This window comes from Pantoea sp. SORGH_AS_0659 (genome assembly GCF_031453915.1).
Lineage (GTDB): Bacteria > Pseudomonadota > Gammaproteobacteria > Enterobacterales > Enterobacteriaceae > Pantoea > Pantoea leporis.
The window spans coordinates 2,583,004-2,594,324 of sequence record NZ_JAVJAK010000001.1 but is presented as its reverse complement, the minus strand read 5'-3'; the positions used below and the strand labels follow the sequence as shown (position 1 = coordinate 2,594,324).

Here is an 11,321-nt window from a genome sequence, read left to right as displayed (position 1 = left end):
GTTACCCGGTAAACGGAGACACAGTGCTGATTGATATGTCGGGCATGTATGAGTGGGCGATGATCATGATTCAGCCGCGGCGGCTGATTACCGACGATGGCGCATTTCTGATGGATGACCTGCTGGAAGATATTGCGGTGGTGGGAGTGGTGACGCATGAAATCACGACCATGTATGGCGAGGATGATTTGCCGATTTAAGAAAAAAGCCCGGAAGTGGTGGCTAGCCGGGCTTGCACTATCCTGTGCCAAAAATTTCCAATGGAGTTGAGTCGTCAATACAGGGAAGTAATAGCGACTTATTGAAAATAGACTGGCTCAAAAAAATAGCTAGCGAAGCGGTAAACTTATTCTGCAAAACTAAATTCATATCTTTGATTTATAATGATTAATATTAGAGCCGGAAACTACCATTTAAGATTATTAAAACAGATAAAATTCCAACATATTCAGGTTCTTATGTTTGTTTTTTCAAGGTAATGCTGCGTCATCTGGAGTGGTTCGAAGCGGCTGACCTGATCGTTAAAGGTGTTGAAGGCGCTATCGCTAACAAAACCGTGACCTACGATTTCGAACGTCTGATGGAAGGCGCTAAACTGCTGAAATGTTCAGAGTTTGGTGACGCGATCATCAGCAACATGTAATTTGCCACTCAGGCAGAAAGCATAACGGGAGCCAATGGCTCCCTTTTTTTGTCTAAAGTTTGCGGATAATCTCGGTTTATTGCCTTGCCAGCACCGCCTGAGCATCAATAATTATGCATTTCCCTGAGCAGCTCTCATTGCCGTTGATCACTGGCGATTTGGTTAGAGTGTAATGCATACCCGCTTCTTTTTTTACGGTAAATGCCATACCGGCAAACGTCCACGGCATGCCTAAAGATAAAGAACCAAACTCATCATATTTCGATGATTTTGCAATTTTTGGCAAATTCTCACTATTTAAGCGGTAGTAAAGGGCGCCATCGAAATCTTTTGCGACCATTTTAGTTATTTCGGCTTTTAAAAGGGCATACTCTTTTTGCTGAGGTGAAGAAAAACCCTCTTTAATATTGCTGGCTGCAAGCCATCCGGCAGCGAGAGGTAGCAATAGATAAAGGAATCGTGAGTATTTTGTCTTATCGATCACCACGAATAGCCCGATAAGGAAGCAAGACGTGGTAATCAGCGAGAGCGCACTGATTGTTCGGTAAGCCGCCCAACTCTCTGTCACCAATAAGTTTGGTGTCACTGCTGCAACAGCGAACAGGAAAGATAAAATCACTTTCTCCTTGCCGTTCCCGCTAATTTTTTTCAGCCCAATAAAGATGAATAACAGAGAGATGATAACTGATAGTGCTTTTCTACCAGTGTCAAAATTACAGATGGCATTTTTTAATGGCTCTACAAAGAACCATTTTATTTTTCCCAAGAGATCAATGGTAATGTTACTTCTTGAAAGTGTCTCGCCGAATAACAGGAGCGGAATGACTTTGGCTAATATTAATGCCATCAACATGCCAAAGAAAATCATTAAGAATGTACGAATGAGTTCCTTTTTATCGACTTTACGTGAAGTCAGGCAAGTGTCCATAAACGCAAAAAAAAGAAAACACATCGCAGTGGGCTGGTAAATAGCGAAAGAGAGCGTAATCAGCAAGGCTGACAAGATGACTCCCTTGATACCGCGCAATCGGGTTAACGCTGAGTAACTCCATCCTGCAAGCAGAATAGACGTCACAAAAGGAAAACATACTGACCAGGCGTTGAATACCTGAAAAGAGGGCAGTAAACAGATCACTAAAGAGAATATAACTCTCTGCAGTGGATTTTTAAGGATATCTCTCTCAGAGATAAATTTGTAAAAGTAAAAGCTTAGTAAAATAAGAGAGACAACGGATAGCACTCTTATCAGTATCAATGAGTCCAGGCTGGATATCAGGAAAGAGAAACCATAGCGCAAAGCACCATAGGCCGGCCTTCCAGAAAGGACGTCCCACTTGAAAATGCTGGCAGGATCAGTTTGGGCGCTGAACAGATAGTACCAATCATCCGAAAAGGCATAGCTTGAAAGAAAGACAGGGCTATAGCAAACCAATAATGCCGCAGCTAAAAAAAGATAAACTTTAAAGTTATTACAAGCTATGTTTGTCATCTGCTTCCTTTTTAATATATCGAGGTCTATGCTTGGTTTCAATATATATCCTGCCAATATATTCACCTAGCACACCTATTCCAATTAATTGAATTCCACCCAAAAACAGTATTGATACCAGTAGTGATGGATAACCTGCTACCGGGTTACCCCATATTATTTTATCAATGATCATCCACGCGCCATAAACGAACGACAGGAATGCGACAAAAAAACCAATATAGGTCCACACTCTGAGCGGAAAGGTTGAGAAACTGGTCAGCCCTTCAAGCGCTAAATTCCAAAGTCGCCATCCGTTAAACTTTGCCTCTCCCGCAACGCGCGCTGAACGGCTATATTCCACGATGGCAGCATCACCCTCCACCCAACTCAGGATGCCTTTCATAAATAGATTGCGTTCCTGCAATTGCTTTATGTTTTCGACAGTCGCGCGCGAAAGTAAACGAAAGTCTCCAACATTTTCTTCAAGCTTTGGTGAGCTGATCTTATTATGCAGTTTATAAAACCATGCAGCCGTTTTACGCTTAAAATGACTATCGCTACTGCGGTCATTGCGTTTTGCCAGCACAATCGGCCATCCCTCTTGCCATTTGCTTATGAGCAAGGGAATCACTTCGATGGGATCCTGAAGATCAACGTCAACCGGAATGACTGCATCACCGGTAGCATGTTCAAGTCCGGCAAGCAGCGCGGTTTCTTTACCAAAGTTACGAATAAAATTAATGACTAACACAGATTCGTCATCATCCCGCAGCGACTTAATAATCTGCTCTGTTCTATCGGTACTGCCATCATTAATGAAGACAATTTCGAGAGGGTAAGAAGAGAGTTTTTCTTTGACGGTACGATAGAATATCGGGATTGCATCTTCTTCATTGAAGACGGGAACGACCAGAGAAATTTTCACTTTTTCACCTTAAAAACAATGAAGTTTGAATAGATGAAGCCGAATACCAGGCTTATTATAGAAAATGAAATAAGCGTGATAATCGGATTAATATGCGTATGATCGGCGAAACTGCCGATGCCGGCGGCCATTATGCCCATAAAGGCCACGAAGATGACATAGCGAAAAGTTGTCGCTTCGGCTTTAAACGTCCAGCGTGCATTGGCAAAAAATGAAAATGTTACCGCGACAATGAAAGCCAACAGATTAGCCAGCCATTGGCGGGTATTAAGAGAATACAGGGCTGCAAACACCATCCAATGAATCAGTGTGTTAATGATGCCAACTGATAAAAAACGTGAGAATAATTTCAACATAGTGAAATATTAGCCATGACGACATCATTATTTGCAAAATAGATGCGAATTTTACATGGAGGGGTTCGATAAATAAAGTTGAAAAATCAGCGTCCTCACCGGTATGTCATAAGCGCAGGCTATTCACTCATCGTCAGAAAAAACGGAAGCTAATCGCTTCCGTTTTTTTAATGCATTAATCGACTTGCTGCTCATTGGGTTTGGCGATTTGAGCGCGCTCCTGCGACAGTCGCCAGAAATCGCTGCCACCCGGTTGCTGGTACATCCGCAGTGAAAAGTGACCGACGATCGCATAGATATACTCAAAAATGGCCGACTGCGAATCCTCGTAATCCACCCACAGCACTGACGAGGTGAAGCAATAAACCTCCACCGCGCAAACCCTCGGGCGAAGGCTTCATGGCGCGTACCACGATATACATATCCTTTTTGATATCGTCGCGCTGCGACAGCCACGCCGTCAGGTATTTACGAAACACCGTCAGATTGGTAATGCCGTTTTCTGCAAACCAGCGTTCGCCCACCGCATTGCTATCGCGGCCATCCATCAGTGCTGAAAGTTGCTCACTGACGCCGCGGATTTGGCTCATCTGCTGCACCATCTCGTGATCGAGAAAGCGTATCGACATCTGATCAAGATGGAAACTGCGCATAATGCGGCGCGCGCCGGAGGAGAACATCGCCTGCCAGTTGGTGTAGGTTTCGGTGAGGAAGTTTTTGGTGGGGATACGCGACAGCGTATTGTCCCAGTTGCGAATGGTGATGGTATGCAGCGCGATATCGATCACTTCGCCGCTGATGCCGTTATCCGGCATCTCAATCCAGTCGCCGAGTTGCAGCACATCGTTCGATGACACCTGAATATTGGCCACCAGCGACATCAGCGTATGCTGGAACACCAACATCAATACCGCCGCTACGGCACCCAAACTGGAGATAATAATCACCGGCGATTTATTCGACATAATCGCCAGAATCATAATCGCCGAAATAATGTGCACCAGAATCTTGCCGACCTGAATATAACCCTTGATCGAGTGATTTTTGCGCTTGGCTTTTTTCGAATAGGAGTTATTAACGATCTCCAGCACTTCTGTAAAGAACAGCGATAAATAGACGAAGAACAGAATGCCGCAGATGGTCTTAATTGCGATCAACAAATGCTCGGGTAAATCTGGCATAAACTGCAGCAGATAATAGACCGTGATCACCGGGATAAAGTTAGAGAGCTTCTCCGACAGCCTGACGTCCTTATCCAGCGGCACCTGATTTTTGTGCGTGCTGAAGAACACCTTTCTGACCACTTTAACGATAAAGAATTTACAGATCAGATGGGCGATCATGCCGGCAAACATCAATAATACCAGGCTGAAAGCGGCCGACAGCACCGTGTTACCCTCAATAAAACTTTGTATCTTGCTTAAATAATTCATTTCAACCACATGCCGGACAGTGTTGGCGGGAATTCAAACATAATCGCGCCGATGGCGATATGCGACGCGTGCGCATTAGTCTACACCATCGTGGGTTTACATTCCCTTTCGCAGAACTTTGAAACAGTTAACATTTACGTGCTGATGGCAGTGTGCATTAAAGACTAAACCGTTATCTTCAGCGCTTACGATTCAGGAGGTGGTATGCAAGGTGTAATCAAGTTCGTTAAGGGCTGGCTGCTGTTTTCGCTGTTGTGGGGCATCTTTATGTGGTTTGTTTCGTGGCAGGCGCAGGGCAAAGAGATCGGCATGGTGATCGTGATGAGCTTGTATGCGGGATTAATTTACCAGGCGCTGATGACCATGGTTGCGCGATACAAAGCACGGCGCGCGCAGGTGTAGTTATACACAACTGACGACAGAGCTTTGCGGCACATTGACGCTCATTTTCATTTACTCGGGCAATCTGGGCCGACATATCTCAGCTTGCTGGAAAAAGAACGATGGGAAAGAAAGTTGTCGCTGCGTGGTTTTTTCTGCTGCTGTCTGTGGTCGCTTGCGCACAGCCTTCAAGCTCAATAACGTTAACCCTGCAGCACGATCGTCATTTGAAGATGGAAAACAGCACCGTAGATGTGGCTGAAACGCCGGATGAACATATCAAAGAAGGAATATATGAAGTGGGTCAGCACCATTAAAATCGGGGCCTTGAGGCCCCGTTTTAACGGATTACTTACGTCCGAGCAGAAAACCGACAATCACACCAATGCTGGCTGCAACTGCCAGGCCGGTCGCGGGGTTATCGCGTACCGATTTCACCACACAATCCGCTGCATCCTGAACCGCATAGCTGGCCTGAGCCGGATAACGACGCGCCGCGCCTTTGGCTTCATGACGGCGTGAACCGGTGAATTGACCAAATTTTTCCTGGACGGCACCCGCCGCTTCATTCAATTTTGCTTCCGCTTTATCGCTCATAATGACTCCCTGATCGTGGTGAATGTCCTGTAAAGCGTAGTCAGAGAAACTGCAGGCAGCAAATGGCGCAGCGGTAAAGGTTGTAACAGCAGTTTGCAGTACGCAAAAATTCTGCGCATGCCAGCGGAGTGGGAAAGCGAAAGCCTGAAGTTAGGGCTGACCGCGATAAGCCGGATACCAGCTCACCAGAAAGTGACGCAGGTGGTCAAAACACCATTCGGCATCGTCGGCCTGCTGGCAGTAATAGCGCAAGGTCACTTTTTCGTAGCGCATGTGGCGCTGCTGCAGCGGAGACCAGCTCCAATCAAGCACCGCACGCGCGTAGTTGATTAGCGTGCCACTCTGCATGTTGTGCTGCTTCTCCTGACGGCTGAGGTAGATTTCAAACGCCTGATCGAGGCTTTGCGTCTCTTCCGTATTGAAGCCTGCCACCGTCGGACGAAATGCCACATCGATAAATCCGCACACGCCATCGTCACGTTGCTGCCAGTCGCAGGCCAGGGTCATAAATAAGCCATCCTGCAGATTCACTTCTTCCAGCAGGCGCCGCATATTTTCGGAGTGTTTACCGGCGGTGATCTCATCAATACGATCGGTTTCCAGCGTGAGGTCAAATCCACAGGGATTCACCGAGCCATCCGCATTGGTGCTGGCCGGAAAGGGGAAATCGATATAGCCATTGTTATCCAGACTCTTTTCCATCATGCAGGTCCGCCGCGTGCGATGGGCAGACAATAAACCATCTCACGATGCGACGCACGGCTTATGGGCACGTCCAGGTAATCATGGTGTTCTGATAAGGATTGATCAGGCGGAACTGTTTATCAGACAGGCGTTGCGCGTAGAAGCCCTCTGCGGTGATGGCCGATGGCACGTACTGAAAGCGATCGGTGGAGTGCAGCGTACCGCTTTGCACCTTCACGCCATCGCGCGATACGGCGAAGGCGCTCACCAAATCAAAGATGCGCGCCTGCGTGTTGCCCATCGATTGTCCATAAATCGTCGACACTTCGCCCGGACAGTCGACACCTTTCGGTGCGGAACTGCAGCCAGCTAACATTAAAAGGGTGAGTACAACCGTGATTCGCCACATGAGCACCTGCTTCATTCCCTGTTTGCCATGGCACGCCTATGCGTACTGATAAGTGGATCATAGCAGGTCTGACGCTGCTTCCCATTTGTCATTTGTATAATCGTTAAGCGGAAGGAATGTAAAGGGGTGACTTTACTAGCAGAGAAACGGTATTCTTGCCAGCGTTGCGCACCAGGTAAGCAAAACAAGGGTAAATTAATGAAAGAAGAAGAAGCGAGTTTAATGATTCTTCAGCACGCGATCGACAAATTAGAAGCCGACAAAAAGAAGCAGGTAATGAACTGCGTAGCGGCCATTCAGGAAGTGATGCAGCGTTTTGAAGCCGAAGAAGCCGGACTGGCATTGATGTTGGTCGCGGCGCAAGTGGCTGCTGAGTAGTGCCTGCTCCCGCAGAATCTCATTGCGCTTGATGTACCAGGCTTTGCTGTTGTTGGATGAAGTTTATGGAATGCAGCAGCAAGGCCAATCCCTCCACGAAATCATCATTTAACCTCAGCGGAGAACCCAATGAAGGCATTAGTCATGGCCGTTGGCGTGCTGGCTTGTCAGATAGCGCCCGCCTGGAGCGAAACCGAATACCAAATCACCTGTCCCGGCCGTCCGACTATGACGGTATCGCGTGCCGAGTATGGTTTGAGTACGTTAATGTGGCCAACGCGCCACTTCCAGATTGCTGCCGGGCAGCAGCGCACCAGCCTGAAAGGGGGTGACAAAGTTGCCATCACCCGTTTTCGTAATGGCGATCAGTTAATCGTGAACAAAAAGAACGATGAAACTTTCTTCGTCTACGCCAACAGCAACAAGTTGTTGCCCTGCAGCCGCAGCGATAAGCGCGACGCGCAGATTCTGTCGCTGGAGCGCTACGACGACAGCGCGCGTCCAAACTCGTGAGTTAATAACCCGGTTTGATCAGTTGCCGCTGGCGCAAATCCAGCGGCGACTGTTCCGCCTCATCAATGGCTGCCAGCCAGCTCTGCAAATTCACCTTAGCCCACGAAAGATGTCCGCGCGTGGTGCTCATCAGCACGACATCCGGGCGTAACGAGCGATACAACTCCAGCGACTGCTGCAGTTCGGTGGGATTGCTTTCAGGCATCAGCACGCTGATCCAGCGGTTGTAATCGCGGGTCAGCGTATCGCCGACAAACAGATAAGTGTGGCCGAGCGGCGAGTGGTAGAGATAGCTGCTGCTGCCGGGCGTGTGTCCGGGCGTCGGCAGCAGGTGAAAATCGCCGAAGTGCGTCTCTTGCTGTGTAAAGGTTTCGTCGGGCTCAATCACCAAACTGACCGGCCCGAGCGAACGACTGTGGCAATAGAGCGCGCTATTAAAGCGCTGCTGAATGGCGATCGCCCCCGGCGCGGCTTCGTGCCAGTGAGTTAAATAGTGGCGAATGACGCCGCCGGCATCGTTAAGGAACTCATGATCGAGCGGATGCTCCACGCGACCAATCAATAAATTGCCGCGTGGGTGGCACAGCATAAAGCCATGCATCATTAAGTCACTCGCCGTCTCTTCGGCGGGGAATTCTGGCGTGGAGATCCACAAATCGTCGTACAGTGGCTTCATTGTCGGTCTCCTGCGGCAACACGTTAGCGTAATGTCGGGTGGCCGGTGAAGGCGAACTGTGCTTCTCCATTCTCAATCTGCAACGTGGCGCTAGCGCCCAGCGGCAGCGTCACGGTATCGGCATCGTGTCCAAAAGCCAGATCGCTAATCACTGGAATCTGAAACTCGTCACGAATGCGCTGCCACACGGTGGCAAAATCAAAACCGTTGTCATACGCCGACAGCGATGTGCTGGTAAAGCTGCCGGTAATAATCGCTTGCTGGCGCGACAAAATGCCACTCTGCTGCAGCTGAATCAGCATGCGCTCGATACGGAACGGATGTTCGTTCACATCTTCGATCACCAGAATGCCGCCTTCAATTTGCGGCATCCACGGCGTACCAATCAGCGAGCAAATCATCGCTAAATTGCCGCCCCATAAAGTGCCTTGCCAGCGGCCGTGATCCGGGCTGGTGCTGTGCCAGCTTAGATTGACTGTAGGTGATGTCAGCGTTTGCCAAAAGTGCGATTCGGTAAAATCAGATAATGCCTCGGCGCCGAAGTTACCGGCCAACATCGGCCCGCTAAAGGTGATCAGCCCGATTTGTGCCAGTAACGCCAGTTGCAGCGCGGTGAAATCGCTGTGGCCGCACAGCGCCACCGGTTGATTGAGCAATCGACGTTGCAGACCAACGTAATCGATCTTATCCAGCAAACGTGAAGCGCCGTAGCCACCCCGCACCGCCAGCACGATATCAGGCAGCGCCTCCAGCGTAGCCAGCGCATTGATATCATTCAGCCGCTGCGCATCATCGCCGGCAAAGCGTTGAAAGCGGCGGGTGATCGCCGATAGATTGTCAAGATGATGGCCAGCAGCCTGTAAACGACTCACCGCGCGCTGGGCGGCGTCCTGATTGTGGCAATAACCGGAAGGGGCGATGAGACGTAGTGTGCGGGGAGTAACCATAACTTCCATCCTGCTGTAGAGTGGCCTGCTGATGATGACGAAATGCGTTATCGAAGTCACGGTAGCATAAGGTTTTTTACCGATTTAGGATAAACGGTAATTTTGCATCGCGCTGCGCCAGGTATGATAGCTTGCGCCAACCCTATTGCGGAACCAAAAATCAGTGAAAATTCGCCTACTTATGCTTTCTGCACTGCTGCTTGCTGGCTGTTCCAGCGAGCCGGAAAAACCGGCACTGCCCGAGAAGAATACGCCGTTAACTCAGGCACCGCCGTCGAAAGTAAATGATGCATGGTCAATGTTTACCGAAGATGCCGCCAGTCATTATGGCGTTGATGAGAAGTTAATCAGCGCCATTATTAGTGTCGAATCCGGAGGCAATCCCACCGTGGTGAGCCGTTCCAATGCGGTTGGTCTGATGCAAATTAAGGCCTCGACCGCGGGCCGCGAAGTCTATCGCACCCAGGGCCGTCATGGTCAGCCATCCTCGTCCGAGCTGCGCGATCCGGCGAAGAACATCGATATTGGCGCGGCTTACCTGAAAATTCTGCAGGATTCCGCCTTAGCCGGAATTCGCGATCCGCTGACCCTGCGTTACGCCACCATTGTCTCCTACGCCAACGGTGCTGGTGCCTTGCTGCGTACTTTCTCACGTGACCGCGACCGTGCTATTGCGATGATCAATTCCATGACGCCGGACGAGTTTTACCAGCACGTACAGAATAAGCATCCGGCGGCACAGGCCCCGCGTTATTTATGGAAAGTCACCACCGCCTACCGCACCATCGGTTGATGCTGTACACCTATCTGTTGCGGCGCGATTTATGACGCAATGAATTGCGCCGCTACACCAACAATCGCGCCGTCGGATAATCCACAATCAACACCTGCACATAACCGCCGCGCAACGCCCCGCGAATCGCCTGCGCTTTCTCTTTGCCGCCCGCTAACGCCACCACCTGCGGACAGCGTTTTACCTGCGCCAACTCCATACCAATTACCGGATCTTCCTCTGCGCTCAGCACCGGTTGACCGTCGGCGTCAAAATAGTGCAGGCAGATATCGCCCACCGCGCCGCGTTCGGCCAGCGTTTGCAGCATCTCACCGTCGTAATAGTTGCCGGAATTGCGCAGCAGGGCGGACGGCTCGAGATCGCCGATGCCGACAATCGCCAGGTCCACCTGATCAAACTTTTCCAGTACCACCGCGACATCGGGATTAACCGATAAACGCTGGCGATCCTTTACCGAGTGTTCGATTGATTGCGACGGCAGCAGCCACGCCGGACAACTCAGCAGCGCCGCGAGATTCTGCGTCAAAATCGTGGCCTGCACATTGCCGTTAGCGCCCACGCCGCCCAGCAGCTGAATGACGCCTTGGCACGGCGCGCTGAGCGGATGCAGCGCATCGACCATGGCGCGAATGGTGCCGCTCCAGGAGGAAATGCCAATCAGCTCATCGGCACGCACCCGCGTTTCCAGATAGTGCGCGGCGGCGGAACCGATCGCCTGTTTGATCTGCAATGCGGAAGCCTGATCCGGCACATCCACCACAATCACCTGCGGCAGTTGATACAGCTGCTCAATGGCTTTTTCCAGCTCAGGGAACACATTGGCCGGCGGCACCACGCTGATCTTCACCACACCTTCTTTCACGCTGCGATTAAGGATGCGCGACACAAAAGATTGCGACAGCTTCAACAGCTGCGCAATGTCGGACTGCTTCCTGCCTTCCACATAATAAAGCGTGGCGATTTTCACCATCAGCCGCTGTTCATCCTGTTTTGCCATGGTTTTTTCTCTCTCTTAACCCGCCTGGTATTGTTAATCAGCCTGTCAAAAATAACAACGCAGAACATTTTGTGATCGTTTTCGCTTTTTGAGGATCGGGCAATGGACGTGCTCAAGA

The 11,321-nt window shown here is 49.9% G+C and carries 15 protein-coding genes and 2 pseudogenes; 7 read left to right on the top strand and 10 right to left on the bottom strand.

All coding sequences use genetic code 11. The annotated features are described in order from the left end of the window. Window positions 1-23: 23 nt before the first annotated feature. Window positions 24-200: a hypothetical protein gene (locus Q3H59_RS12135; RefSeq protein ID WP_309835031.1), complete on the top strand. Its 177-nt coding sequence runs from the start codon at window positions 24-26 to the stop codon at window positions 198-200. A gap of 275 nt (window positions 201-475) precedes the next feature. Next, window positions 476-643, top strand: a pseudogene (locus tag Q3H59_RS12130) (isocitrate/isopropylmalate family dehydrogenase); the annotation flags it as partial. 76 nt (window positions 644-719) lie between these two features. Here the strand turns inward: Q3H59_RS12130 and Q3H59_RS12125 are convergent. From Q3H59_RS12125 to Q3H59_RS12110, 4 genes and pseudogenes are all read right to left on the bottom strand, one after another. Further along, window positions 720-2,132, bottom strand: a complete 1,413-nt coding sequence (locus Q3H59_RS12125) for a glucosyltransferase domain-containing protein (RefSeq protein WP_309835029.1) — start codon at window positions 2,130-2,132, stop codon at window positions 720-722. After that, window positions 2,113-3,039 carry a glycosyltransferase family 2 protein gene (locus Q3H59_RS12120; protein WP_192413623.1) on the bottom strand — a complete coding sequence of 309 codons (927 nt, stop codon included), beginning with the start codon at window positions 3,037-3,039 and terminating at the stop codon, window positions 2,113-2,115. The genes Q3H59_RS12125 and Q3H59_RS12120 overlap by 20 nt, the downstream gene beginning before the upstream one ends. After that, a complete protein-coding gene (locus tag Q3H59_RS12115) occupies window positions 3,036-3,395 on the bottom strand; it encodes a GtrA family protein (RefSeq protein ID WP_280172708.1) in 360 nt (119 codons plus the stop codon). Before Q3H59_RS12115 ends, Q3H59_RS12120 begins: the two co-directional genes overlap by 4 nt. A gap of 175 nt (window positions 3,396-3,570) precedes the next feature. Continuing rightward, a pseudogene (locus Q3H59_RS12110) lies at window positions 3,571-4,828 on the bottom strand (mechanosensitive ion channel family protein). 204 nt (window positions 4,829-5,032) lie between these two features. Between Q3H59_RS12110 and Q3H59_RS12105 the strand changes: the two are divergent. Both Q3H59_RS12105 and Q3H59_RS12100 read left to right on the top strand, forming a co-directional pair. Beyond that, window positions 5,033-5,230: a DUF6404 family protein gene (locus Q3H59_RS12105; RefSeq protein ID WP_007891509.1), complete on the top strand. Its 198-nt coding sequence runs from the start codon at window positions 5,033-5,035 to the stop codon at window positions 5,228-5,230. Window positions 5,231-5,331: 101 nt separating this feature from the next. Further along, window positions 5,332-5,526, top strand: coding sequence for a hypothetical protein (locus Q3H59_RS12100; RefSeq protein ID WP_101760798.1), 195 nt, complete (start codon window positions 5,332-5,334; stop codon window positions 5,524-5,526). Between the two features lie 31 nt (window positions 5,527-5,557). On the opposite strand, the gene Q3H59_RS12095 is transcribed toward Q3H59_RS12100, so the two are convergent. The 3 genes from Q3H59_RS12095 to Q3H59_RS12085 form a co-directional block, all read right to left on the bottom strand. Continuing rightward, a complete protein-coding gene (locus Q3H59_RS12095) occupies window positions 5,558-5,806 on the bottom strand; it encodes a DUF883 family protein (RefSeq protein WP_101760797.1) in 249 nt (82 codons plus the stop codon). A gap of 150 nt (window positions 5,807-5,956) precedes the next feature. Continuing rightward, window positions 5,957-6,508, bottom strand: a complete 552-nt coding sequence (locus Q3H59_RS12090) for a hypothetical protein (RefSeq protein WP_309836687.1) — start codon at window positions 6,506-6,508, stop codon at window positions 5,957-5,959. Window positions 6,509-6,569: 61 nt separating this feature from the next. Beyond that, entirely contained in the window at window positions 6,570-6,899 is a 330-nt protein-coding gene (locus Q3H59_RS12085) for a hypothetical protein (RefSeq protein ID WP_101761034.1), read from the bottom strand. A 198-nt stretch (window positions 6,900-7,097) separates the two neighbouring features. On the opposite strand from Q3H59_RS12085, the gene Q3H59_RS12080 reads away from it, so the two are divergent. Both Q3H59_RS12080 and Q3H59_RS12075 read left to right on the top strand, forming a co-directional pair. After that, window positions 7,098-7,277 carry a hypothetical protein gene (locus Q3H59_RS12080; RefSeq protein WP_008108187.1) on the top strand — a complete coding sequence of 60 codons (180 nt, stop codon included), beginning with the start codon at window positions 7,098-7,100 and terminating at the stop codon, window positions 7,275-7,277. A gap of 129 nt (window positions 7,278-7,406) precedes the next feature. After that, window positions 7,407-7,790 carry a hypothetical protein gene (locus Q3H59_RS12075; RefSeq protein WP_309835021.1) on the top strand — a complete coding sequence of 128 codons (384 nt, stop codon included), beginning with the start codon at window positions 7,407-7,409 and terminating at the stop codon, window positions 7,788-7,790. Window position 7,791: 1 nt separating this feature from the next. On the opposite strand, the gene Q3H59_RS12070 is transcribed toward Q3H59_RS12075, so the two are convergent. Both Q3H59_RS12070 and ldcA read right to left on the bottom strand, forming a co-directional pair. Then, on the bottom strand, window positions 7,792-8,466 hold the full coding sequence (locus Q3H59_RS12070) for an MBL fold metallo-hydrolase (RefSeq protein ID WP_101760794.1): 675 nt from the start codon (window positions 8,464-8,466) through the stop codon (window positions 7,792-7,794). Between the two features lie 23 nt (window positions 8,467-8,489). Further along, complete coding sequence (gene ldcA, locus Q3H59_RS12065; RefSeq protein WP_110865951.1) at window positions 8,490-9,413, bottom strand: muramoyltetrapeptide carboxypeptidase; 924 nt, start codon at window positions 9,411-9,413, stop codon at window positions 8,490-8,492. A 163-nt stretch (window positions 9,414-9,576) separates the two neighbouring features. Here ldcA and emtA point away from each other — a divergent pair, with 163 nt between their 5' ends. After that, window positions 9,577-10,206 carry a membrane-bound lytic murein transglycosylase EmtA gene (emtA, locus tag Q3H59_RS12060; RefSeq protein WP_072093393.1) on the top strand — a complete coding sequence of 210 codons (630 nt, stop codon included), beginning with the start codon at window positions 9,577-9,579 and terminating at the stop codon, window positions 10,204-10,206. Between the two features lie 52 nt (window positions 10,207-10,258). On the opposite strand, the gene Q3H59_RS12055 is transcribed toward emtA, so the two are convergent. Next, a complete protein-coding gene (locus tag Q3H59_RS12055) occupies window positions 10,259-11,203 on the bottom strand; it encodes a sugar-binding transcriptional regulator (RefSeq protein ID WP_309835015.1) in 945 nt (314 codons plus the stop codon). Window positions 11,204-11,321 lie beyond the last annotated feature (118 nt).